Consider the following 25291-nt stretch of genomic DNA (forward strand, 5'->3'; position numbering starts at 1 on the left):
TTATAGAACACCTTCAATCTCAAGAACTTTTATGAACATTTCAGTTGTTGTTTTCATTGCATCTTCATCTAAATCAAACATAGGATGATGATGAGGTACTGTTGAAGCTTTACCCTCATTACCACTACCAGTTAAGAAGAAACAGCCAGGGCGATTGAGAAGGTAATATGAGAAGTCTTCACCAATCATCATTGGCGGTATATCTTCGTATGTTAAATGTAAGGACTCAGCTGCTTCTTTTACAACGTTATATTGTTCTTCATGGTTAACAACAGTAGGGTATCCTCTGCGATAATTGAATTCATAAGTAGCATTATTGGCAATACAAATGCCTTTTAATAATCGTTCTAGCTCTTCTTCAATCGTGTCTTTTACTTCAGGTTTGAAAGTTCTAACTGTACCTTCGATGGTAGCTGTATCACTTATAACATTAAAAGCACTTCCTGCATCTATCTTACCAACTGTTATGACACCTCTATCTATAGGATCAATATGTCGAGATATAATTTTTTGTAAACTAGAAATGTATTCAGCAACAATTACAATCGGATCAATCGATGTATGTGGTTTAGCACCGTGTCCACCTTTACCTTGAATCGTAATATCAAAATAGTCCGGTGAAGCCATCATATCAGCAGGCTTTGTCTTAATTGAAGATGTTTCATGACCGCTCCAAAAATGATTTCCGTACACTTTATCAACGCCTTCTAACGCCCCATCATTTATCATAGGACTTGCACCACCAGGACTTAACTCCTCAGCGTATTGAAAAATAAAAACAACATTCCCTTTAAGTAAATGTTGATGTTCATGAAGTAATTCGCAAAATGTTAAAAGTGTCGCTGTATGACCGTCATGTCCACAAGCATGCATAACACCGTCGACAGTAGATTTATATGGAACGTCTTTTTCGTCTTGAATAGGTAAAGCATCGAAATCAGCACGGAATGCGATTGTTTGACCAGGTTGATTACCTTCTAGCTTTGCAACAATTCCACGCTCTCCAACGCGCTCTCTAATCGTCAATTTATCTAGCTTTTTTAATTCAGATAAAAGAAAATCATGAGTTTTTTCCTCATGAAATGAAAGTTCTGGGTTCTTATGCATATATCGTCTAATTTCGACTAAACGATCAAATTTATTTGCTACTTTTTCTTTCCAATTTATCATTAATAAACCTTCTTTCAATTCCATCAAAATATAGTATGACTATTGTAGCAAAGTTTATAGAAAATTTAAACAATTCAATTTACTATGATAACGCTTAATTCTTTGATTTTGATGTGTTATGATAAATAAAAAGTGCTAAAGGAGAAAGTGTATATGGTACAAACATTAGATACATTCTTAACAACAAATTTAAATGAATTGAAAGACAATGGTTTGTATAATGAAATTGATATCGTTGAAGGTGCAAATGGCGCTGAAATAACAATTGGCGGTAAAAATTATATCAACTTATCATCAAATAACTATCTTGGATTAGCTACAGACGAAGACTTGAAAAAAGCAGCTAAAGATGCAATAGATTCACATGGTGTAGGTGCTGGTGCAGTACGTACTATAAATGGAACATTAGATTTGCATAGAGAGTTAGAAGAAACATTAGCACAATTTAAAGGTACGGAAAGCGCTATTGCTTATCAATCAGGATTTAACTGTAACATGGCAGCTATTTCAGCAGTCATGAATAAAAATGATGCAATATTATCTGATGAATTAAATCATGCTTCAATTATTGATGGTTGTCGTTTATCAAAAGCAAAAATCATTCGAGTAAATCACTCAGACATGGAAGACTTAAGAGCAAAAGCGAAAGAAGCGGTTGAATCAGGTCAATATAATAAAGTCATGTACATCACTGATGGTGTGTTCTCAATGGATGGGGACGTAGCTTTATTACCTGAAATCGTTGAAATAGCTGAAGAATTTGGTTTAATCACTTATGTTGATGACGCACATGGTTCAGGTGTAATGGGTAAAGGTGCTGGAACTGTTAAGCATTTTGGTTTACAAGATAAAATTGATTTCCAAATTGGTACACTTTCTAAAGCGATTGGTGTAGTAGGCGGTTATGTGGCAGGTACTAAAGATTTAATTGATTGGTTAAAAGTCGCTTCAAGACCATTTTTATTCTCAACATCTTTAGCTCCTGGAGATACTAAAGCAATTACAGAATCCGTTAAAAAATTAATGGCCTCAACAGAATTACATGATAAATTATGGGATAATGCTAATTATTTAAAAGAAGGCTTAAAAGCAAAAGGTTTCGATATAGGTCATTCTGAAACACCAATCACACCGGTCATTATCGGTGAAGAGAAAAAAGCACAAACATTTAGTAAACGACTTATGGATGAAGGTGTATATGCAAAAGCAATCGTATTCCCAACAGTTCCTAGAGGTACAGGTCGTGTTAGAAATATGCCAACAGCTGCACATACTAAAGAACAACTAGATGATGCAATTGAAGCATATGAAAAAATTGGTAAAGAATTAGGATTATTATAAATAGAATAACTATAAAAAAGCAGTAGAAATTCATTGTATCAATTGAATTTCTACTGCTTTTTCTCATATTTATGAAATGAGTATGTTGTTAAGTGTTAGCTAATTGGCAGTATTGAGAATAATGTCCCTAAGTATCTCTTATACAATTGGTTTTTGTATTAAGTAACTTATTTATTCTTGCTATGTACTTCTGAAGTATACAAATTGGATGAAATATAGTAAAATATCATTAAAGAAAGCGTTTTTGTTTTTCTCAAGAGTACAAATGAACGTTTCAACAATACAGGAGGATTTTATAATGAAAAAAATCATGATCACTGGGGCGCTAGGGCAAATCGGGACAGAATTAGTTATGAAATTAAGAAAGAAATATGGTAATGAAAATGTTTTAGCAACAGATATAAGACAACCAGAAAGTGAAAGTGAAATAAATAATGGTCCATTTGAAATTTTAGATGTAACCGATCAAGATAGATTCCATTCATTAGTTAAGAATTTTGAAGCGGATACTTTAATGCATATGGCAGCACTTCTTTCAGCTACTGCTGAAAAAAATCCATTATTCGCATGGAATCTGAATATGGGTGGACTAGTAAATGCTCTTGAAGTAGCTCGAGAATTTGATATGCAGTTCTTTACACCAAGTTCAATCGGTGCGTTTGGTCCAAATACACCTAAAGATATGACACCTCAAGTTACAATTCAAAGACCAACTTCAATGTATGGTGTTAATAAAGTAGCGGGTGAATTGTTATGTGATTATTACTACACTAAATTTGGTGTTGATACGAGAAGTATGAGATTTCCTGGTTTAATTTCTTATATAAAAGAACCAGGTGGAGGTACTACAGATTACGCAGTTGAAATTTACTTCAAAGCAATTCGTGAAGGCAAATACGACAGTTATATTGCGAAAGATACGTATATGGATATGATGTTCATGGACGATGCCATCGATGCAATCATTCAGTTAATGGAAGCAGACAGTGAACGATTGATTAACCGTAATGCATATAATGTGAGTGCAATGAGCGTTGATCCAGAAACAATTAAAACAGCTATTCAAAAGAAAATGCCTAACTTTGAACTAGGATATGATGTTGATCCAGATCGTCAAGCAATTGCCGAGAGTTGGCCAAACGCTATCGATTCATCTTGTGCTAAAGAAGAATGGGGATTTTCTCCAAGTTATAATTTAGATAGTATGACTGAATTAATGCTTAAAGCAATTGAAGAAAAAGATAACTTAGCCAAAAGTTAACTTTAATGTGTATATTTTTTAAATTTTCCAAAAATTCATTGAATAACACCTCTATGACTGATATACTTGTTAACATTAATTATTAATTAGCCTAGGGGGAATCATTATGTCAGAAACATTTTACGTAGAAAAGCGTGAGCAGCTTAAAGAGAAACCGGACTTTCAAAATTTAGTCTTTGGTGAAATCTTTACTGATTATATGCTGTCTATGTCATATAAACAAGGTGAAGGCTGGTCAGAGCCTAAAATAATTCCATATGGGCCGATTACTTTGTCACCAAGTGCACAAGGACTTCATTACGGACAAACAGTATTTGAAGGTATGAAAGCTTATAAAGATGGTGATGATGTTGCACTATTCAGACCAGACCAAAATTTCAAGAGAATTAATTTATCTTTAAAAAGACTTGAAATGCCTCAAATCGATGAAGAAAAAGTATTAGATGGTCTATTACAACTTATAGATTTAGAACGTGAATGGATCCCAAGTGGTGAAGGACAATCTTTATATGTTAGACCATTTGTATATGCTACTGAACCTTACTTAGGTGTACGTTCTTCAACAGACTATGAATTTTTAGTGATTCTTTCTCCAGTAGGCGCTTATTATGGTGATGAACAAATGAAACCTACTAGCATTTATGTAGAAGATGAATTTGTACGTGCAGTAAGAGGCGGCGTTGGCTTTGCTAAATGTGGTGGTAACTATGCGGCTAGTTTAATTGCACAAACACGTGCTAATGAATTAGGTTTCGATCAAGTATTGTGGTTAGATGGTGTAGAACAAAAATATATCGAAGAAGTAGGAAGCATGAATATTTTCTTCGTTATTGATGGAAAAGTAGTAACACCGGAATTAAACGGCAGTATTTTACCAGGTATTACGCGTAAAACTGTACTCGAACTTGCTCAAGAAATGGGCTATGAAACTGAAGAAAAACGATTATCTATTGATGATATTATTAATGCACATCACGATGGTCGTTTAACAGAAATTTTCGGTACAGGAACTGCAGCAGTTATTTCTCCAGTAGGATTCTTAAAATACGAAGAGGCAGAAATTACAATCAATAATAATGAGATTGGTCCAATTACTCAAGCGTTATTTGATGAATATACAGCAATTCAAACTGGTAAAAAAGAAGATAAAAATGGTTGGAGAGTTGTAGTAGGACAAGAAAGTCATATCGAAATAGTATAATTGAAAAACAATAAAGAGCGGCCTACTAAATGTAGTGCCGCTCTTTTTAAAGGAGTACAAATAATGATTAAATGGTTATTGTTCGATAAAGATGGTACATTACTCAAATTTGATGAAACATGGTCAGAGATTTCATTAGTTATGATAGATCGATTTGTAGAACAGTACCAAGTTGATAATAAGCAAGCCTTACAAGAAAAACTAGGATACGTAAATGATAGATTTTTATCTAGTGGCATACTTGCTTCAGGTACATTGTCAGATATTATAGATGTCTTCTCTGAATACGCACCAACTATAGATAAAAAAGAAATTGAAAAATGGACGGTAAAAATAAGCAAAGACTTAATAAGTGAATATAAACCTGAGACTATCGTCATTGAAGGATTAATAGAAACTTTAACAGCTTTTAAAGACAAAAAATATAATATTGGCATCATCACAAGTGATGATATAGACGGTACAGAACGATTTATTAAAGACGCAAAAGTAGAACATTTGATTGATGAAAAAATTACAGCATCTATAAATGGCTATCAAAAGCCAAACCCTAAAATGGTAGAAAAATTTTATGAAAAATGGGACGTAGCACCTGATGAAATCGCAATAATAGGAGATACACCCACTGATATACAAATGGGCAAAAATGCTCATTTCAAAGTAGTTGTTGGCGTACTTAGTGGTACAGGAGATGAGGCAGATTTAACAGGTGCAGATTATATTTATAAAGATATTAACGAGTTTTATGAAAAAGAAGCGGAATGGAATAAATAATATAATTTAAAAAATGCTCCAAACCATTTGAAATAATTAATGGTTTAGAGCATTTTTTTATTTTACTCGTGTATCGATTGAACGGTGTGTTTCTATAACATGTGCAATCTTGTCGATAATGTGATTGATTGATTCTGGATCTTCGTATAAGTCATAATCATTTATATTTACACGTACTACAGGGCATTCTGTGAAATTGTTAACCCAATTATCATAACGTGCGAAAAGTTTTTTCCAGTATGCTTCGTCTGTTTCGATTTCCATTTGGCGACCTCTATTTTTGATGCGTTGTATAACGTCTTCGTAGTCGCATTCTAAATAAATTAATGCATCAGGTTTAGGGAAGTATGGTGTCATAACCATTGCTTCAAATAGATCTCTATAAGTTGCATAGTCTTCTTTTGTCATTGTTCCTTGTTCTTCATGCATTTTTGCGAAAATATCAACATCTTCATAGATTGAGCGGTCTTGTATAAATCCTCCGCCATATTCAAACATTCTTTTTTGTTCTTTAAAACGTTCCGCTAAAAAGTATATTTGTAGGTGGAAACTCCAACGTTCGAAATCATGATAAAATTTTTCTAAATACGGGTTATTGTCGACTTTTTCAAAAGAAGTCTTAAAGTTTAAACGTTCGCTAAGTGCTTGTGTTAAAGATGATTTTCCAACACCAACAGTACCAGCAATTGTGATAATAGCATCACTTGGTATGACTTTATTTGTCATGTGTAATCTCTCCAATCAAAGGTTGTAATAATTTTAAAATTTGTTGATAATCTGCGGTGTTATTTACGAAATCTAAATGAGAAGTATCAATTTGAATAGCATCGATTTCACTTTTCACTTCTTCGTAGAATTGATTATAATCACTTTTTAGTTGTGCTAAGTAATTATTTTCTATTTGTGATTCATATGATCTATTACGATGGGCAATACGTTGTTGTAGGACTTCTAATGAGGCATCGAGAAAGATAATTTGATCAGGCATACGAATATCTTCAGTTAAAATATCATAAATTCGACTAAATTTATCAAATTCACTATCGTTTAAAGTGTTTTTTGCAAAAATCTTATTTTTAAAAATATGATAATCACTTACGATTCCTTTAATATTCTTTAAATCTGTTAGCTGTTTGTAACGATGACATAAGAAGAACATCTCCGTTTGAAAACTCCATTTAGAAATATCATCATAAAAATCACTTAAGAAAGGATTTTCGTCAACAATTTCAAATTCTTCAGTATAATTTAAAGCTTCAGCAAGCTTTTTAGTTAAGGAGCTTTTCCCGACTCCAATAGGTCCTTCGATTGCAATAAAGGTTTTTTTCATATATATCTCCCTAGATGTTAAAATAGACATACTTATTCTATCATAAATTAAACGGAGTGAAATATAGCGTGCATGAAAATTATATGAAACTTGCAATTGAAGAAGCAAAAAAAGCTTGGGAAATGGATGAAGTACCAATTGGTGCAATTGTTGTATATAAAGGAGAAGTGATTGGAAGAGGTCATAACTTAAGAGAGAATGATCAAGATCCAATTGCACATGCTGAAATGATTGCGATACAAGAGGCAGCCAAGTATCTGAAATCGTGGAGACTAGAAGAAACTACTTTATATGCTACTTTAGAGCCCTGTGTCATGTGTTCGGGCGCGATTGTGATGAGTAGAATACCGCATGTCGTTTATGGTGCAACAGATCCTAAAGGTGGCTGTAGTGGTAGCTTAATAAATTTAATAGAAGATACTCGGTTTAATCACCGTGCTACAGTTGAAAGAGGGATACTTGAGCAAGAATGCGGTGAGATGTTACGAACGTTTTTTAGAGAGAAAAGAAGCCTAAAAAAACAAATTAAGCAGAATAATACAGATTTATAGAGATTATTACTTTTATTTGTTAAAATTTATGTTGAATATAAAGAAAAGAGGTTACTTTCATGATAAAGTTAATCGCAACAGATATGGACGGCACTTTGCTGAACGCAGCACATGAAGTTTCAAATGAAAATTATGAAGCAATAAAATTTGCACAATCAAAAGGTATCTCGGTAGTTATTGCTACTGGAAGAGCATTTTACGAGGCACATAGCCCAATTGAAAAAACAGATTTATCATTACCATACATTTGTTTAAATGGAGCAGAAGTAAGAGATGAAGAATTTAATATCGTCCATACTTCTAAATTAACACGACCTTTAATCAATAAAATTACGGGAATTTTGAACAAGGAAGATATTTATTATCAAGTTTATACGAACTTTGGTATTTATACCGAAGATCCTGAGAAAGACTTGGAAATTTATGTCGATATAGCAGAAAAAGCTGGTCAAAAAGCTGATGTCAAAAAAATCCGTGCCAATATTCAAAGTAGAATTGATAACGGAACTTTAAAAACAGTAGATAGTTACGATGAAATTGAAAGTCGTCCAGGGGAAATTATATTGAAAATTTTAGCATTTGCGAGTGATTTATCTAAAATTGATAGAGCTAAAGCTGAAATTTCAGAATCACAAAGTTTAGCAGTTTCATCATCTTCAAGAGGGAATATTGAAATCACACATTCTGATGCGCAAAAGGGAATTGCATTAGAAGCAATAGCAAATCAATTAAACATTCCAATGTCAGATGTGATGGCAATTGGTGATAACTTAAATGATGTTTCAATGTTAGAAAAAGCCGGGTATGCTGTTGCAATGGAAAACGGAGCACCTGAAGTGAAAGAATTAGCTGATTACGTTACGGATACTAATGAGCATAGTGGTGTAGGAAAAGCGATTATTCATGCATTGAAAAATTATGACCGTTAATATACATCGTCCATAAGAATGATTTTTAATGAAAATTAAATTCTTAGTTTCTCAGTATGCTATAATGATACGTAATTAATATCATTAAAATTTTGAGGTGACAACAGTGAAAGTATTACTTATTGTAGGTAGCGCTAAGCAATATTCACATACACACGCCCTTGCACAATTTGTTCGTGGGAACTTAGAAGACCAAGGTGCAGAGGTAACTTTGTTTGATTTATATGACAAACCAATACCGTTCTTAGACGTATCAGGTCAACATTTAAACGATGAACGAATTAAAGTTAATGTAAATGAATTACGCGAAAAAGCTGAAGAAGCAGATGCGATTATAATTGGTACGCCAAATTACCACGGTTCATATTCTGGTATTTTAAAAAATGCTTTAGACCATTTAACAATGGATCAATTTAAAATGAAACCAGTAGGCTTAATATGTAATAGTGGTGGGATGAGAAGTACAGAGCCATTATCACATTTGAGAATTATTATGAGAAACTTATTAGGAATTGCAGTTCCTGTCCAAATTTCAACACAAGATGCTGACTTCGGTAAAACAGAAGATGGCACATATTATATTGATGTAGATGACATTAAATTACGTGTTAAATTGTTTACAGAGCAAATTACAAAACTAATTAAAAACAATCCTTGGATAGAAGCAGAAGAACAAGTGAATTCATAAAGAGGATAGAGGGCAACAGCAGAGGCTGTTGCCTTCTTTTTGTTCTATATAAGAAAATATGGACCGATAAATAAAATTACCGGTCCAGAAACGGGAAATACGGACCGATAAATAAAATTACCGGTCCAGAAATGAGAAATACGGACCGATAAATAAAATTACCGGTCCAGAAATGAGAAATACGGACCGATAAAATCAATTATCGACCCGAAAACGCGAAACACATAAAAATACAGACCGGCTCATGGAGGCGGTCTGTTCATATTTAGATTACTTTGTATATTTTAGTCTTGCGAATGCATCGTGTTGGTGTATAGATTCTTCGTTACGACATTCTATTTCGAATCCTTGTATCCACTCAAGATCTACTAAATCAGCAGCTACTAATCTAATTAAGTCTTCTACAAATCTTGGATTCTCATATGCTCTTTCTGTAACGGCTTTTTCGTCTGTACGTTTCAATATTGGATACAACATTGAACTTGCGTTAGCCTCCATACCGTCTAATACGATGTCTTTGTAGTTATCAGGTAGGTCTATTTCAGGATCTAAGTCAATGAGTACTGTTATGATGCCACGTTGGTTATGTGCTGAATATTCACTGATTTCTTTAGAACATGGGCATAACGTTGTAACAGGTACTTCGATGCCTAAAGATTTTTTAGTCACTTTATCATCTGAAACAGAAAGTATATATCTAATGTCTGCATGTCCGACTGCTTTTTGGTTAGTCACAGGACTAAAACGGTTAAAGAACCATTTAGCTGTAACATCTAATGATGCAGTGTTTTGGAGCATAACAGATTGAAGTGTATTCAATAATGTTGTTAAATGGTCAAATTCTAATTTCACGCCGTTATCATAATGCTTTTCAACACTTTCTATAATACGGCTCATATTGATGCCTTTTTCATCTTGATTTAAACTAGTTGAAAATTCGAAGTTTCCAACTGTTTGAAAATCATCTATTCTGACAGGGTAAATTAAGTTTTTGATACCAACATGTTCAATTTCGAATAGGAAATCTTTTTTAGAGCTTTGCAAATCTGGCATCTTTTCTTTTTCGGTAGGTTTATTTCCTTTTATAGGATCAACTGAACCGAAATATTTCCATCTCGCTTCACGTGTTGATAAATCTAATTGTGTCATACACATTGCCTCCACTATCTATTCAATATGATATGTCCAGAAATGTTCTGTCTTCAACCACATATCTTTAGCCGCTTCACTTTCTTGTGTATTTGAAGCGAGATTTTGTAACATTGGACCGGTTTGAGACGCATGAGCTTGAAGGACCTTCATCTTGCGTTCTTCATAACCAGTAATATCTATATTTATATCTGGTTCTCCTAAATCGCTGTATGTGTCATTACTAAACGCTACTAAATGTAGTTTAGGTCTAGATGATTCATCCATGCGACTAACTGTTCTTACTACTGATTCTGCTGTTGCTTCATGATCTGGATGAACAGAATAACCAGGATAGAATGAAATAATAAGTGATGGATTAAGTTCATCTATTAATGATTTTACCATACTATCTATTTCATCTTTAGGTTCAAATTCAATTGTTTTATCTCTATATCCCATTTTTCTTAAATCTGTTATACCAATTGCTTCAGCAGCTGCATCCAATTCACGTTCTCTAATATGTGGTAAAGATTCACGTGTAGCAAAAGGTGGGTTACCAAGATTACGCCCCATCTGACCTAAAGTTAAACATGCATACGTTACAGGGGTACCATCATCTACAAATTTACTAAGTGTGCCAGATGTACCGAATGCTTCGTCGTCAGGATGTGGAAAAATAACTAATACTTGTCTTTCATCATTCATTGTATTCACCTCTTAATCCTTGAAAGGATTGCTACTTATTTCTAATGTCGCAGCAAGTTGTCCTTCATAATTTAGTCCTGCTAATAATAGTTCTTTATCTTCAGTTACCTCAAAGTGTGTTAAACCTTGTACATAGACCCAACCATTGTTGTCTAATTTTAATCCAACACGATAAGGCTCTTTATTCCCACCAGTTAAATGTGCATGGGTAAATGTGACTTGGATATTTCTTAAAAATGTACCAGCATTAAATACTTTGTTGTCGAAATGGTTAGCATAAGCTCCATTTGTCGTTTCTACATGGAGATATACTGGCTTATTTTCATATTCTGATATTAGTGTTTGTACTTGATCTACTTGAATTAATTCCATGCCTTTCACTCCTCATAGTATATACTTTACTATTCTACTAAATTCTTGAGTAAATTTATATACAATCTGCTCACAACCTATGATTTATTATCTTTTAATATTACATCTCTAGTGTGTTGATATTGATTCATATTATTTTGGTATTCTAACAACATATAACTCACTACATCAATTAGAAAATGAGCTGAAATTTGTGTATTAATAAATTGTTTGTCGTTCACTCTTGTTTGATCAATTGTCATGATCACAATGTCAGAGTTTGCGGTAAGTTCACTTCCAGCATAATTGGTTATAGCGATAACTGTAGCATTTTGTGATTTGGCGATTTTTGCAGCATTTATGAGTTCATCCGTCTTCCCACTATTTGAAAATGCTATAAGTACATCCTTCTCAGATAATAATGATGCGCCAATTTTCATTTGATGCGCATCTGTTACGGCACTACCATTTATGCCCATTCTCATTGTTCTATAGTAAAACTCAGTTGCAGTTAATCCAGAACTTCCTAAACCTGCAAAAAGTGTTTGTTCACTATTAGATAATGTACTAATAAGTTGATTGATTTTCTCATTAGATATAAATTCACCTGTTTGTTGAATAATTGTTTGATGATATTCATGAATTCTTTTAATAAGTGGAACATTTTGAATATCTGTTTTTTCATAAGTTTGTTGAATGTTAAATTTCATATCTTGAAAGTGTTGATAATTCAATTTATGACTGAACCTTGTAATACTTGAAGTAGAAACATCGATAGCGTATGCCAATGAAGTAATAGTTGAAAAATGGTCTCCTACAGGATGATCTAATATGTATCTAGCAATTTTTTCGTCAGCTTTTGTGAAAAGGTATGAAAATTGCTGAATACGATTTTCAAAATTCATAATTTACACCTCTATTTAATTAGTAATTATGAGTATATATGAAAATGTTTTTCAAAACAAATAATAGTATTGACTATAATTTTCATGATGTTATATTTAGGATAAATAGGAGGTGCGTATTTTATGAGTAAAATTTTTGATAAAGCGCAACAATTCGGGAAATCATTTATGTTACCAATCGCCATTCTACCAGCAGCAGGTTTGCTATTAGGTATTGGTGGTGCATTAAGCAATCCAAATACAATTAAAGCATATCCAATTTTGGATATAGATTTTTTGCAATATATATTTATCTTAATGTCTTCAGCGGGTAATATCGTTTTTGCTAACTTGCCAGTGCTATTTGCAATCGGGGTGGCTATAGGTTTGGCGAAAAGTGATAAAGGAACAGCAGGATTAGCAGCAATGTTAGGTTTCTTAATCATGAATGCTACAATGAACGCATTATTAACCATTACTGATGATGTCGCAGCACAAGAAGAATTAGCTAAAGCTGGACAAGGCATGGTCTTAGGGATTCAGACTGTTGAAACAGGTGTGTTTGGCGGGATTATTGTAGGTATTATGACAGCAATGCTACACAATAAGTACAATAAAATTTCATTACCACCATTTTTAGGGTTCTTTGGTGGATCTAGGTTTATACCAATTGTGACTTCAGTGGCTTCTATAGGATTAGGCGTTATCCTATTCTTTATTTGGCCAACGATTCAAGGTTGGATATTCAATGCGGGTGGACTTGTAAATAAAACAGGTGTAATTGGTACATTTATTTATGGGTTTGTATTACGTATGCTTGGACCATTTGGTTTACATCACATATTCTATTTACCATTCTGGCAAACTGCTTTAGGTGGAACAATGGAAATCAATGGCAAAATTGTACAAGGTACACAAAACATCTTCTTTGCACAATTAGGAGATGCAAATGTAACGCAATATTATTCAGGTATTTCTAGATATATGTCAGGTCGATTTATTACGATGATGTTTGGACTATTAGGTGCAGCTTTAGCAATTTATCATACAGCTAAACCAGAAAAGAAAAAAGTAGTCGGTGGTTTAATGCTGTCAGCAGCATTGACATCATTTTTAACGGGTATAACAGAACCATTAGAATTTAGTTTCTTATTTATAGCTCCAGTGTTATATGTTATTCATGCCATATTTGATGGATTAGCATTTATGATGGCAGATATATTTAATATTACAATTGGACAAACATTTAGCGGTGGCTTTATTGATTACATTCTATTTGGTGTGTTACAAGGAAACAGCAAGACTAACTTCTTACTTGTCATTCCAATAGGTATAGTTTGGTTCTTATTGTATTATGTAACATTTAGATTCTTAATTACGAAGTTTAACTTTAAGACGCCTGGCCGTGAAGATGAAGATTCAGTCAAATCTGTTGATGTGAGTGATCGCGCAAAGACAATCATCGAAGGCTTAGGTGGCAAAGACAATATAGATACAGTTGATTGTTGTGCAACACGTCTTAGAGTAACAATCAATGATGAAAAACTTTTCAATGAAGATGTTATTAAGACAACTGAATCGAGAGGTGTTGTACAAAAAGGAACAGGTGTTCAAATCATTTACGGTCCACATGTTACAACAATAAAAAATGAAGTAGAAGAAGCATTAGAAAATAAATAAGGAGTGCTTAATAAATGTTACCACAAGGATTAATTGTTTCATGTCAAGCTTTACCAGAGGAGCCTTTGCATTCATCATTTATAATGAGTAAGATGGCATTAGCAGCATATCAAGCAGGTGCAAAAGGAATTCGAGCAAATACGAAAGAAGATATCATTGCAATAAAAGAAGAAATCAGTTTACCAGTAATAGGTATTGTAAAGCGTGATTATGAAGGTTCTAAAGTCTTTATTACAGCTACATCTAAAGAAGTCGATGAGTTAATTGAAAGTGGTTGTGAAGTGATCGCTTTAGATGCAACGAAACAAGAAAGACCTAAAGAATCACTTGAGGAACTTGTTTCATATATTAGAGAGCATGCACCAAATGTTGAGATTATGGCAGATGTATCTGATTTAGAAGAAGCGGTTAATGCTGATAAACTAGGGTTTGATTACGTTGGAACAACATTAAGAGGATACACAGAATATACTAAAGGGCATGTTTTATACGAAAATGATTTTCAATTTTTAAAAGACGTGTTAAGCAATGTTAATGCAAAAGTAATAGCAGAGGGAAATGTTATTACACCAGAAATGTTTAAACGTGTTACGGATTTAGGCGTGCATTGTACAGTAGTTGGAGGAGCCATCACAAGACCTTTAGAAATAGCAAAACGATTTATTAAAGAAATAGAGGGATAAATAATGAAAATTATTAACTTAGGTTCTAAAGAGGAAGCGTGTCATTACGTAGCAAATGAGTTGTTAAAACAAATTATTTCAAATAAAAAGAGTGTGCTAGGTTTAGCTACAGGCGGAACGATGGTTCGAGTATATGAGCAACTTGTTAATTTAATTAGAATTAATGAAATTGATTTAAGTGAAATTACGACATTTAACTTAGATGAGTATATTGGAATAGATTATGACCATCCGGAAAGTTATTACACATATATGCATGACGTGTTGTTCAATCACTTACCAACTTGGAACGAAGAGAAAATACATTTGCCAAACGGGTCAGCTGAAAATCTTCAAGAAGAAATAAAACGTTACGAAGATTTATTAGATAAAGAAGGACCGATAGATGTACAAATATTAGGAATTGGTGAAAATGGGCATATCGGTTTTAATGAACCAGGGACATCATTTGATAGTTTAACAAGTATCGTAGGATTAACACAGTCTACAATAGAAGCAAACAGCAGATACTTTGAAACAAAAGAAGAAGTGCCTGAACAAGCAATATCAATGGGAATTCACTCTATATTGAAAGCAAAACGTATTATTTTATTAGCATATGGACCTAAAAAAACTGATGCAATTCGTAAATTATTAACTGGTGAAATCACAACTGATTTACCAGCATCAGCTTTATACAATCATCCAAATGTGGAAGTAATATTAGATAATAACGCATATTTAAGTGAACAAGAAGAAATTTAGAACATTGCATTGTTTTTAAATTCACTTGAATGATTATTAGCTTTAAAGTACAATTACTACTGAGATTAGCCTCAAGAAATGGCGGGTGGAAGTAGTGGAAACAATGCGTATTTCATTTAATGATGAAGCGGTATTGGATTATTGCAATATAATGGGGTACCAATATTTTGAAGAAGTACCTGTTCAATATTTGTTAAGTATTCTTCGGGAGTTTAATAGTTTTAAGCCTTTTATGGGGAGTAAGACGAAACTCAGACAAATTAAAAGTGAGTTCGAACAAACAGAACGTATTATGACATTAGAAAATTACAACGCAGAATTAGAATGTCTTAAAGAAAATAAAGATGGAGATAATGCATTTTACCAATATCAAATGACATTATTTAAGAATCGCAAAGTTGTAGCTAAAGTTACAGCAGAATTTAGCATAATGTACTAGTAAATATAAAAAAACTGCCTACAAAGTCGGAAACCTTTGTAGGCAGTTTTTATTATACTTCTTCAGTATATACTTCGATTTTTTCAATTCGATTTGAAGCACCGTGATCTACTGGTCCTACAAAATCATTCATTTTCCAGCCATTTTTAATTGCAGATGCTACAAATGCTTTTGCATGTTTAACCGCTTCTTCTGGTGTTTCACCATTTGCTAAATTAGCTGTTGTTGCTGCGGCGAATGTACATCCTGCACCGTGATTATAACTAGATTGGAATTTGTCTGTTGAAAGCAGAACGTGCTTTTGACCATTGTAGTATAAGTCATAGGCTTTATCTGATTCTAAAGCTTTTCCACCTTTAATGACGATATATTGTGCACCAAGTTCGTGGATTTTTTCTGCTGCTTTTTTCATATCATCAATTGTTGTAAGTTTACCTAAGCCTGAAAGTTGACCAGCTTCAAATAAGTTTGGTGTTACGACAGTAGCTTTTGGTAATAGTTCTTTAATCATTGCTTCAGTATTTCCTGGGTTAAGTACTTCATCGTCACCTTTACATACCATTACAGGGTCAACTACAAAAATTTCAGATCCTGATTCATCATATGCTTGACGTGCACGTTTAATGACTTCTTCTGAACCGAGCATACCCGTTTTAATTGCATCAGGGCCAATTGAAATAGCAGTGTTTAACTGTTTATCTAATAAATCAAGAGGTAATGGCGTTACATCATGTGCCCATGTTTTTGGGTCCATAGTAACGACTGCTGCTAATGCTACCATTCCGTATGTGTCGTGTTCTTGGAATGTTTTTAAATCAGCTTGCATTCCAGCTCCAGCACTTGTGTCAGATCCTGCTATTGTTAAGACTTTTTTTAATGCCATTGATGATTCCTCCCAATATTTCATATGTTACATCATATCATGTTTTTTAATTGTAAAAAATAGTTATGACCTTTTCATTAGTGCTATGTTATCATTTTGATTGAGGTGAATAATATGGATTGGCAAGAAATATTTCACAATATAAAAAAAGAGCATGACTTTAGCGAAATGGAGTCGTTTCTTGAAGAAGAATATCAAAACAAAACAATCTATCCAGATAGGGAAAATATTTATCAAGCGTTTGATTTAACCCCTTTAGATAGAGTGAAAGTGGTTATACTTGGTCAAGATCCATATCATGGACCTAATCAAGCACATGGTTTAGCTTTTTCAGTTCAACCTGATGCAAAGTTTCCACCTTCATTAAGAAATATATATAAAGAATTAGAGGAAGATATAGGGTGTAAACGCGAAACACCACACTTGCAAGATTGGGCAAATGAAGGCGTGCTATTGTTAAACACTGTATTAACTGTAGAAGCACATAAAGCACATTCTCATAAAGATATTGGTTGGGAAATATTCACGGATGAAATCATTAAAAGTGTTTCTCGTGAACTAGATGATGTTGTGTTTGTCTTGTGGGGAAAACCAGCGCAATCTAAAATTAAGCTGATTGATACAGAACGTCACCATATTATACAATCTGTTCATCCAAGTCCGTTATCAGCTTATAGAGGATTCTTTGGCTCGAAACCATTTAGTAAAACAAACGAATATCTGACTTCAAATGGAAAAGATCCAATAAAATGGTGTGGAGGTGACAATTTATGATTAGTAGAGATCAATTAATTGCTGCCATTGAAGAAGAACTAGTTGGAGCTGATAATGCCTCAACAAATGAAGTTTTTAATCGTCATATGCATGCAATTCATACTTTAAGTGGATTAGTTGATAAAAAAGAGGGTATTAATCACGATATAAAAGTGGAACAAAACTTCTCTTCGACTCCAAAAAATCCAATTAAAAAATCACAATCAAAAGTCTCTAATGAAGAAATTAGAAAGATGGGTGGAAAAGTACTTGATCAACCATCTGCTAATAAAACTGAAAATCAATTAACAACAGATGATGGTGTAGGTAATGGAAATTCAATTTTTGATTTTTAATAATAGAAAGGAAGATAAAAAATGAAATTATTTATAATTATAGGTGCGATTAATGCAATGATCGCAGTAGCAGCTGGAGCATTTGGTGCACATGGTTTAGAAAACAAATTATCAGCTAAGTACTTAGATATATGGGGAAAAGCTACAACATACCAAATGTACCATGCATTAGGATTGATATTACTTGGTATTATTTCAGGAGCAACATCAACTAGTTTAAATTTAGCAGGTTGGTTGATGACATTTGGAATTGTATTCTTTAGTGGGTCATTATATATTTTAGCTGTAACACAAATTAAAATATTAGGTGCTATTACGCCAATTGGTGGCGTACTGTTCATTGCAAGTTGGATTTTACTCGTAATTGCTGTTTGGAAATCTTAAGAAGTAGTTAATTACGTTTCACGAAACATATATATAAAGGTGGAACATTTATGGCAAGAAAAAAGAAAGATTTATCAAGAGGAAATTTAGATAAAAATTTATCTGAAAAATTTGTTTGGGCTATAGCTTACGGTTCAAGTATCGGATGGGGAGCGTTTATACTTCCTGGTGATTGGATTAGTCAAGCAGGTCCATTAGGTGCATCAATCGGTATCTTTATTGGTGCTTTACTTATGATCGTTATTGCAGTTAGTTATGGTGCACTCGTTGAGAAGTTTCCGGTTTCCGGTGGTGCATTTGCTTTTGGATATTTAGGATTCGGTAAATATGTATCGTTCTTCTCATCATGGTTTCTAACATTTGGTTATATATGTATCGTTGCATTAAACGCTTCGGCATTTAGTTTGCTCTTTAAATTTGTTATGCCAGGATTTTTAGAACAAGGTAAATTATATACAGTCGCAGGTTGGGACGTGTACATAACTGAAATTATACTATCCTCACTTATTTTATTAATTTTTGCTTGGATTAGTATAAAAGGATCAAGTTTTTCAGGTAGTTTACAATATGTATTCTGCGTTATATTAGCTGTTGTAGTGATATTATTATTTGCAGGATCATTTTTCACTCAAGATTTTTCATTCTCTAATTTGAAACCAGTCGTTAATAACGACGTTGGTTGGTTATCGTCTATCGTAGTAATTTTGGCAGTTGCTCCGTGGGCATATGTAGGATTTGACAATATTCCACAAACAGCAGAAGAATTTAATTTTTCACCGAGTAAGACATTTAAGTTAATCGTATTCAGTTTATTAGCTTCAGCATTAACTTATGTCATGATGATATTGTTAACAAGTTGGTTATTTAAAGATGCATCAGCAGTAGGCGGAGACTTATGGGTAACAGGGTCAGTTGTCCAAGAAGCATTCTCGTTTGTTGGATTGGCAGTGTTAATTGTTGCGATCATGATGGGGATATTTACAGGTTTAAATGGATTCTTTATGAGTTCTAGTAGATTATTATTCTCCATGGGTAGAGCATCCGTTATGCCAAGTATCTTCAAAAAATTACATCCAAAATATAATACGCCATATATCAGTATTATATTTATATTAGTGCTTGCGTTAGTAGCACCTTGGTTAGGAAGAACAGCTTTAACATGGATTGTAGATATGTCTTCAACAGGTGTATCAATCGCATACTTTATAACATGTTTATCAGCATTTAAACTATTCTCTTATGATAAAAGAAGTATGATGTATCATCCGAAATATAAAACATTTGCTATCATCGGAGCAATGATTGCAGGTATATTCTTATGTTTATTACTAATTCCAGGATCACCAGCAAGTTTATCACTACCATCATATATTGCACTATTTGTATGGTTCGTACTTGGAATTATATTCTTTATGATAAGATATCCATCACTTAAAAAAATGACAAACGATGAATTGAATTATCTCGTATTAGATAAAACAAAAGAAGAAATGATAGAACTAGAAGCAAAAACAGAAATTAAAGATTAAACAAACAAAAAACAGACTAAATATTAGTCTGTTTTTTGTTTGTTTTTCAAATACATATAAACGGGTATTCCTATTGCTAATATAATCAATGAATATAATGATCCCATAAAGTCAGAGATTAAAGTATTAATAATAATAAATGCACCACCGAAAAGTGCTAACAATGGTATGAATGGATAGAGTGGTACTGAATATTCTCTTTTAATATCTTTGTTACGCTTTCTAAGAATGAACAACCCGACGAAGGCCATCATATAGAAAATATAAATAATAAATATTGTTACTTCTGATAAATAGTCTGCGTTAACGACATCTGGGAATAATAATGTTAATCCGATTAATACCATTGAGATTCCGAACACAGTAATTAATGCGCCAAGTGGTGATTTTAATTTAGGACTAATGTATCCTACGTACTTATGCATTGGCAATAATCCGTCTTCAGCCATAGCAAATGGAATACGTGGGAATGTGATGATTTTACCGTTTAGACAACCGAATATTGAAATGATTACACCGATATTTACAATTTTAGAACCTATATCACCGAAAAGTGCTTTTGCTGCTTCTGCACTTGCCGTATTACCTAATCCTACTAATTCTGCAGCAGGTATTACATGGAATACAGCGATATTAATGAGTACATAAGCGAGTGTCACGATTGATAGTCCGATTAACATAGCTAGTGGCAAATTTCTTTGTGGCTTTTTCATTTCTCCAGTCATGTTCGTTAACATAATCCATCCATCATAAGCGAATAAAGTTGCTAGGACAGCACGACCAAAGTTTATTTCGCCATCTGTTTTAATTAATGATGTTACATCTTGCCCAAAAATTCCTTCATTGCCCCAAAGTAATCCAAATATGATAATTGCAAATACTGGAATAAGCTTTGCGATTGTTGTGACATTTTGCATTAATCCGCCAAATTTTGTACCTAAAATATTAACGGCTGTTAAAAATATTAACGCGAATAATCCAAACCAAACACTCATATCATTACTGATATTAAAGAAATTTGTCACGAGAATACCAAAAAATAGTACAAGTGATACAATGATTGCAGGACCATAGATAATTGTTTGAACCCAACCTGTTAAGAATCCCCAAAAGGGTCCGTAAATATCACGTATATAGGCATATAATCCGCCTGTTTTTGGGATTTGAGCGCCAATCTCTGCTATTGTTAAGCCTGCTGCTAACGTTAAGAGTCCACCGACTACCCAAGCAAGAATGGCCATATTACTTGTGCCTGCATGTGTTAAAACGACTGCTGGTTTGACGAATACACCTGATCCGATAATCGTACCAACGACAATTGTAATAGCAGTCATTAGTCCGATTGATTTCTGTAATGATTGTTCTTGATTTTGTTTCATAGCTACTCCTTATATGTATAATTTAAATGAAATTTTTCTCTGTATATAAATTAATATACACGATAAAGCGGATTTGTATATTGGAAATTTCAAAATTTAGTGAATTTTTATAAAGAACTTTAAAGGCGAGGTTAATGGCTAAATAATTAATTTAAATAAATATTTTATTGTAAAAAATGCATGGTAGATTTTTTATTGACTGATATGTATAATGTTCTTCATGGCTTGAAAACGATTTCTTGAAAAATATAAAGAACAACTGTATGAAACATGTTGTTTAAGGAGGAATGTGAAATGTTAGAGCTCAATGCTATTACAACATTGGCGCTAGCATGTGTCCTACTTTTATTAGGAGAGGCAGTAGTAAATAAAGTTTCTATTTTGAGGCGTTTATGTATTCCAGCTCCAGTAATTGGTGGATTATTATTTGCAATTTTAGTGGCGATATTACAATCAACAAATATTATAACGATTAAATTGGATTCTGAATTTATCCAAAACTTCTTTATGCTTGCATTCTTTACAACTATTGGTTTAGGTGCATCATTAAAATTATTAAAACTTGGCGGTAAAGTGCTAATTCTGTACTTTATTTTTTGTGGAGTATTAGCATTTTGTCAGAATGTTATAGGTGTTTCACTAGCAAAAGTATTAAACATTCCACCATTATTAGGACTAACAGCTGGTTCTATGTCAATGGAAGGTGGACATGGTAATGCAGCAGCATACGGTCAAACATTAGAATCATTAGGCGTTGATTCTGCAGTTACAGCAGCACTTGCAGCAGCTACACTAGGTTTAGTAGCTGGTGGATTAATCGGTGGACCAGTCGTTAGATTCTTAATTAAAAAGTTCGACTTGAAACCAGAAGATGCTAAAGATACTGGATTAGATTATAGTGAAGTGGAATACAATCAAAATTTACATAGTAGAATGAACCCAACTACAGTGTTTATCGTTCAATTTACAATTATTGCAGTATGTATGGCTATAGGTACATATATCGGTGAAGGGTTTACTAGTTTAACTGGTATCAATATTCCTGTTTATGTAGGCGCAATGTTTGTAGCAGTAATTATTAGAAATATTTCTGATTATGGTAATTTAAACATTATCGATATGAAAATTACGAATCATGTAAGTGATGTTTCATTAAGTTTATTCTTATCAATTGCTTTAATGAGTATTGAATTAACAGAAATTTATCAACTCGCATTACCATTAACAGTTATTGTTCTAGCTCAAATTGTGTTTATCGTATTATTCTCAGTGTTTGTAGTATTCAAAGGACTTGGGAAGAACTATGATGCAGCAGTTATGATCGGTGGATTTATAGGTCATGGACTAGGAGCAACTCCAAATGCGATGGCGAACTTAGATGTTATTACGAAAAAATTCGGAGCATCACCAAAAGCATATCTAGTAGTACCAGTAGTAGGAGCATTCTTAATAGATTTACTAGGCGTTCCAATTGTTACATTATTTATAAACATATTTAGTTAAATAAAATAAGAAGAGGATTTCCAACTATCAGTGTTGGAAATCCTCTTTTCTATTTTGGGAATAATTATAGAAAAAATACGGACCGATAAAATAAATTACCGGTCCAGAAATGAGAAATACGGACCGATAAATAAAATTACCGGTCCAGAAATGAGAAATACGGACCGATAAAATAAAATAGCGACCCGAAAACACGAAATACGGGCCAATAAATAAAATTAGCGACCCGAAAACGACACATCACTCTAATAAAAAAAAACCGGGTAGACTCCCACGAGTCTATCCGGTTTAAATTTTAGTTTAGTTGAAAGAATGTATCTAATTCATCAATATTTAAAATGTTACCTACATAGAATGCACCGAAGTCACCATATCTAGCTGATACTTCGTCGAAACGCATTTCATAGATTAATTTTTTGAATTGTAACATATCATCACTGAATAATGTTACGCCCCATTCGTAGTCGTCTAGACCTACTGAACCAGTGATAAATTGTTTTACTTTACCTGCATAGCTACGTCCAATTAAACCGTGTGAACGCATTAAGCTACGTCTATGATCCATATCTAACATATACCAGTTGTCTTCACCGTCACGTCTTTTATCCATTGGATAGAAACATACATATTCAGAACGTGGTACTTCTGGATATAATCTTGCTTTTACATGTGGATTTTCGTATGGATCTTCGTCTGAATCACCAGCAAGATAGTTTGAAAGTTCTACTATTGATACATAAGAATAAGTTGGGATTAAGAAATCACTTATATCTAATTTATTAAATTCATTTTCTAAAGCGTTTAATTGTTTAACATCTGGACGTAAGAACCATAACATTAAGTCTGCTTTTTGGCCTGTGATGTTATAGAAAGCATGAGAGCCTTCTTTATTATTATGAACTGTTTCTAAACCTTCAAGGAAAGTTTTGAATTCATTGATCATTGTGCTTCTATCATCTTCTGGTACAGTTTTAAGGCTAGTCCAATCTATCGCATAGAATAAATGCAAGCTGTACCAACCATCTAATGTTTTTGCTGCTTCGTTCATTTTACTTTCGCTCCTTTTAGAAAATAATATCTTCTTTATAAGTCTATCATACTAGAAACAGATTAAATGACTCAACTTTTTACATTGTTGTGAAAGAGAAATAGTAACGTTGAAAATTTATTGATATTGATTATCGATTTTATTTATTAGATAATGATAATAGATTGTTGAAAATTTATTTAATAGGAGCATAAATTTGTATAAATTAGAAAATGTATCTAAGAAATATAATGATAAGTTTGCTGTTAAAAACTTTTCTTTAACAGTAGAGCCAGGTTCTATAACAGGGATTGTAGGTAAAAGTGGATCCGGGAAATCGACTTTATTGAAAATGCTTAATTTTATAGAGCAACCAACTGAAGGTGAAATTATTTTTGAGGATAAAGAAATTAATCATGTTTCTAAAAAAATAATTAGAAAATATAAAGAGAAAATAGGAATGGTTTTTCAAAACTATAATTTATTGAATAACTTGAATGTTTATCAAAATATTGCATTACCTTTGAAGATTATCAATAAAGAAGATAAACACAAAGTGAATGAACTGATTGAATTTGTAGGAATAGAAGATAAAATAAATAGCTATCCTGCTCAATTATCTGGAGGAGAAAAGCAACGTGTTGCATTAGCACGGTCTTTAGTCAGAAATCCAGATATTTTATTATGTGATGAAGCTACAAGTAGTTTGGATGAACACAACACTGAAATTATCATAAAAATGTTAAAGAATATTAACAAAGAATTTAATATAACAATCATTTTTGTCACACATGAATTGAATGTCGTAAAACAATTATGTGAGCAAGTTTGTGTGATGGAGGATGGTCAATTGTTAGATATTATTGAAAATAGAACTAAAAGTGTTGAACAGGACACCGGTTCTTATTTAGAAAACGTGAAGTGGAGTATTGAAGAATGACGTTTTTAGAAAAAATTAATTATTATATGCCAGAACTTATCCAATCGTTGCAAGAAACTTGTATCATGCTAGGGTATTCAATGATCATCACTTTATTAATAGGATTGCCTCTAGGGATAGCTTTGTTTTTATCAAATCCAAGCATTAAAGAATTAAATAGAAACTATTATTGGGCTTTTAATTTCTTGATTACATTTATTCGCTCATTCCCGTATTTATTATTTGTTATCAGTTTAATTCCATTAACTAGACTTATTTTAGGAAGTGCTTTTGGTCCTTATCCTTCCATCATTCCTTTAAGTATTGTTGGAATTGCGATCTTTTCAAGATTAGTTGAACAAGTATTACTAGATATACCTGGCGAAATAAAGACGCTAGCAGAATCATTAGGAGCAACAAAGTTTAAATATATATGGAATTTCATTTTAGTAGAATCAAGAAGCGGTATTATTTTAGCTTACACAACGACAGCAGTGAGTATGGTCTCATATTCAACAGTTATGGGGATTGTAGGCGGAGGTGGAATAGGAGATTTTGCTATTCGATACGGCTATCAAAGTTATGAAAATGAAATTATGTACTTTTCAATTATTATCATTATTATCAGTGTATTTATCATTCAAATGTTAGGGAATAATATTTCTCGAAAATTAGACAAAAGGAAGTAGTGTAGAT

General features: G+C 32.9%; 28 protein-coding genes. 18 read left to right on the forward strand and 10 right to left on the reverse strand.

Going from position 1 to position 25291, the window contains the following annotated elements; translation table 11 throughout:
- On the reverse strand, positions 1-1170 hold the full coding sequence (locus B2G86_RS09100; RefSeq protein WP_078357787.1) for an amidohydrolase: 1170 nt from the start codon (positions 1168-1170) through the stop codon (positions 1-3).
- 153 nt (positions 1171-1323) lie between these two features.
- Between B2G86_RS09100 and B2G86_RS09105 the strand changes: the two genes are divergently transcribed.
- The 4 genes from B2G86_RS09105 to B2G86_RS09120 all read left to right on the forward strand — a co-directional run bounded on the left by B2G86_RS09105 (position 1324) and on the right by B2G86_RS09120 (position 5747).
- Positions 1324-2511 (forward strand): glycine C-acetyltransferase, encoded by a 1188-nt coding sequence (locus B2G86_RS09105; RefSeq protein ID WP_078357788.1) that lies wholly within the window; start codon positions 1324-1326, stop codon positions 2509-2511.
- A 298-nt stretch (positions 2512-2809) separates the two neighbouring features.
- Complete coding sequence (locus B2G86_RS09110; protein ID WP_078357789.1) at positions 2810-3772, forward strand: L-threonine 3-dehydrogenase; 963 nt, start codon at positions 2810-2812, stop codon at positions 3770-3772.
- A 106-nt stretch (positions 3773-3878) separates the two neighbouring features.
- Positions 3879-4973: a branched-chain amino acid aminotransferase gene (locus B2G86_RS09115; RefSeq protein WP_078357790.1), complete on the forward strand. Its 1095-nt coding sequence runs from the start codon at positions 3879-3881 to the stop codon at positions 4971-4973.
- A gap of 63 nt (positions 4974-5036) precedes the next feature.
- Complete coding sequence (locus tag B2G86_RS09120; RefSeq protein ID WP_078357791.1) at positions 5037-5747, forward strand: HAD family hydrolase; 711 nt, start codon at positions 5037-5039, stop codon at positions 5745-5747.
- Positions 5748-5804: 57 nt separating this feature from the next.
- Here B2G86_RS09120 and B2G86_RS09125 read toward each other — a convergent pair whose 3' ends face one another.
- Together B2G86_RS09125 and B2G86_RS09130 are read right to left on the reverse strand one after the other, a co-directional pair.
- Positions 5805-6473 carry a deoxynucleoside kinase gene (locus tag B2G86_RS09125; protein WP_078357792.1) on the reverse strand — a complete coding sequence of 223 codons (669 nt, stop codon included), beginning with the start codon at positions 6471-6473 and terminating at the stop codon, positions 5805-5807.
- Positions 6463-7077 carry a deoxynucleoside kinase gene (locus B2G86_RS09130; RefSeq protein ID WP_078357793.1) on the reverse strand — a complete coding sequence of 205 codons (615 nt, stop codon included), beginning with the start codon at positions 7075-7077 and terminating at the stop codon, positions 6463-6465. The genes B2G86_RS09125 and B2G86_RS09130 overlap by 11 nt, the downstream gene beginning before the upstream one ends.
- Before the next feature lie 68 nt (positions 7078-7145).
- Between B2G86_RS09130 and tadA the strand changes: the two genes are divergently transcribed.
- The 3 genes from tadA (at position 7146) to B2G86_RS09145 (ending at position 9245) form a co-directional block, all read left to right on the forward strand.
- Positions 7146-7628, forward strand: coding sequence for a tRNA adenosine(34) deaminase TadA (tadA, locus tag B2G86_RS09135; protein WP_088369000.1), 483 nt, complete (start codon positions 7146-7148; stop codon positions 7626-7628).
- A 59-nt stretch (positions 7629-7687) separates the two neighbouring features.
- On the forward strand, positions 7688-8557 hold the full coding sequence (locus B2G86_RS09140) for a Cof-type HAD-IIB family hydrolase (RefSeq protein ID WP_078357794.1): 870 nt from the start codon (positions 7688-7690) through the stop codon (positions 8555-8557).
- A gap of 106 nt (positions 8558-8663) precedes the next feature.
- The gene (locus B2G86_RS09145; protein ID WP_078357795.1) at positions 8664-9245 is read left to right on the forward strand and encodes an NADPH-dependent FMN reductase; all 582 of its coding nucleotides are present in this window, start codon (positions 8664-8666) and stop codon (positions 9243-9245) included.
- Positions 9246-9515: 270 nt separating this feature from the next.
- Here the strand turns inward: B2G86_RS09145 and folE2 are convergent, their stop codons facing one another.
- The 4 genes from folE2 to B2G86_RS09165 form a co-directional block, all read right to left on the reverse strand.
- Positions 9516-10394 carry a GTP cyclohydrolase FolE2 gene (gene folE2 / locus B2G86_RS09150; protein ID WP_078357796.1) on the reverse strand — a complete coding sequence of 293 codons (879 nt, stop codon included), beginning with the start codon at positions 10392-10394 and terminating at the stop codon, positions 9516-9518.
- Positions 10395-10412: 18 nt separating this feature from the next.
- Entirely contained in the window at positions 10413-11081 is a 669-nt protein-coding gene (bshB2, locus tag B2G86_RS09155; protein ID WP_078357797.1) for a bacillithiol biosynthesis deacetylase BshB2, read from the reverse strand.
- 12 nt (positions 11082-11093) lie between these two features.
- Positions 11094-11453, reverse strand: a complete 360-nt coding sequence (locus B2G86_RS09160) for a YojF family protein (RefSeq protein ID WP_078357798.1) — start codon at positions 11451-11453, stop codon at positions 11094-11096.
- A 77-nt stretch (positions 11454-11530) separates the two neighbouring features.
- Positions 11531-12337, reverse strand: coding sequence for a MurR/RpiR family transcriptional regulator (locus tag B2G86_RS09165; protein ID WP_078357799.1), 807 nt, complete (start codon positions 12335-12337; stop codon positions 11531-11533).
- A 123-nt stretch (positions 12338-12460) separates the two neighbouring features.
- Between B2G86_RS09165 and ptsG the strand changes: the two genes are divergently transcribed.
- The 4 genes from ptsG to B2G86_RS09185 all read left to right on the forward strand — a co-directional run bounded on the left by ptsG (position 12461) and on the right by B2G86_RS09185 (position 15862).
- Positions 12461-13996: a glucose-specific PTS transporter subunit IIBC gene (gene ptsG, locus B2G86_RS09170; RefSeq protein WP_078357800.1), complete on the forward strand. Its 1536-nt coding sequence runs from the start codon at positions 12461-12463 to the stop codon at positions 13994-13996.
- Positions 13997-14010: 14 nt separating this feature from the next.
- Complete coding sequence (locus B2G86_RS09175) at positions 14011-14679, forward strand: N-acetylmannosamine-6-phosphate 2-epimerase (protein WP_078357801.1); 669 nt, start codon at positions 14011-14013, stop codon at positions 14677-14679.
- Positions 14680-14682: 3 nt separating this feature from the next.
- A complete protein-coding gene (nagB, locus tag B2G86_RS09180; RefSeq protein ID WP_078357802.1) occupies positions 14683-15423 on the forward strand; it encodes a glucosamine-6-phosphate deaminase in 741 nt (246 codons plus the stop codon).
- A 103-nt stretch (positions 15424-15526) separates the two neighbouring features.
- Positions 15527-15862 (forward strand): hypothetical protein, encoded by a 336-nt coding sequence (locus tag B2G86_RS09185; protein WP_237687752.1) that lies wholly within the window; start codon positions 15527-15529, stop codon positions 15860-15862.
- A 52-nt stretch (positions 15863-15914) separates the two neighbouring features.
- On the opposite strand, the gene thiD is transcribed toward B2G86_RS09185, so the two are convergent.
- Positions 15915-16745: a bifunctional hydroxymethylpyrimidine kinase/phosphomethylpyrimidine kinase gene (gene thiD / locus B2G86_RS09190; protein WP_078357804.1), complete on the reverse strand. Its 831-nt coding sequence runs from the start codon at positions 16743-16745 to the stop codon at positions 15915-15917.
- 105 nt (positions 16746-16850) lie between these two features.
- Here thiD and B2G86_RS09195 point away from each other — a divergent pair, with 105 nt between their 5' ends.
- The 4 genes from B2G86_RS09195 to B2G86_RS09210 are packed head-to-tail and all read left to right on the forward strand — an operon-like array spanning position 16851 to position 19767.
- Positions 16851-17519, forward strand: coding sequence for a uracil-DNA glycosylase (locus tag B2G86_RS09195; RefSeq protein ID WP_274534939.1), 669 nt, complete (start codon positions 16851-16853; stop codon positions 17517-17519).
- Complete coding sequence (locus B2G86_RS09200) at positions 17516-17854, forward strand: DUF5327 family protein (RefSeq protein ID WP_078357806.1); 339 nt, start codon at positions 17516-17518, stop codon at positions 17852-17854. The genes B2G86_RS09195 and B2G86_RS09200 overlap by 4 nt, the downstream gene beginning before the upstream one ends.
- A 21-nt stretch (positions 17855-17875) precedes the next feature.
- Entirely contained in the window at positions 17876-18238 is a 363-nt protein-coding gene (locus B2G86_RS09205) for a DUF423 domain-containing protein (protein WP_078357807.1), read from the forward strand.
- 50 nt (positions 18239-18288) lie between these two features.
- On the forward strand, positions 18289-19767 hold the full coding sequence (locus tag B2G86_RS09210) for an APC family permease (protein WP_078357808.1): 1479 nt from the start codon (positions 18289-18291) through the stop codon (positions 19765-19767).
- Positions 19768-19790: 23 nt separating this feature from the next.
- Here B2G86_RS09210 and B2G86_RS09215 read toward each other — a convergent pair whose 3' ends face one another.
- Positions 19791-21146 (reverse strand): APC family permease, encoded by a 1356-nt coding sequence (locus B2G86_RS09215; RefSeq protein ID WP_078357809.1) that lies wholly within the window; start codon positions 21144-21146, stop codon positions 19791-19793.
- A gap of 294 nt (positions 21147-21440) precedes the next feature.
- On the opposite strand from B2G86_RS09215, the gene gltS reads away from it, so the two are divergent.
- Positions 21441-22649, forward strand: a complete 1209-nt coding sequence (gltS, locus tag B2G86_RS09220; RefSeq protein WP_078357810.1) for a sodium/glutamate symporter — start codon at positions 21441-21443, stop codon at positions 22647-22649.
- Between the two features lie 295 nt (positions 22650-22944).
- Here gltS and hemQ read toward each other — a convergent pair whose 3' ends face one another.
- Positions 22945-23697 (reverse strand): hydrogen peroxide-dependent heme synthase, encoded by a 753-nt coding sequence (hemQ, locus tag B2G86_RS09225; protein WP_078357811.1) that lies wholly within the window; start codon positions 23695-23697, stop codon positions 22945-22947.
- Positions 23698-23893: 196 nt separating this feature from the next.
- Here hemQ and B2G86_RS09230 point away from each other — a divergent pair, with 196 nt between their 5' ends.
- Positions 23894-24616, forward strand: a complete 723-nt coding sequence (locus B2G86_RS09230; protein WP_078357812.1) for an ATP-binding cassette domain-containing protein — start codon at positions 23894-23896, stop codon at positions 24614-24616.
- Entirely contained in the window at positions 24613-25284 is a 672-nt protein-coding gene (emtB, locus tag B2G86_RS09235; protein ID WP_078357813.1) for a metal ABC transporter permease EmtB, read from the forward strand. The genes B2G86_RS09230 and emtB overlap by 4 nt, the downstream gene beginning before the upstream one ends.
- The last annotated feature ends 7 nt before the right edge of the window (positions 25285-25291 follow it).

This window comes from Mammaliicoccus fleurettii, assembly GCF_002018435.1.
GTDB classification, from domain to species: Bacteria; Bacillota; Bacilli; order Staphylococcales; family Staphylococcaceae; genus Mammaliicoccus; species Mammaliicoccus fleurettii.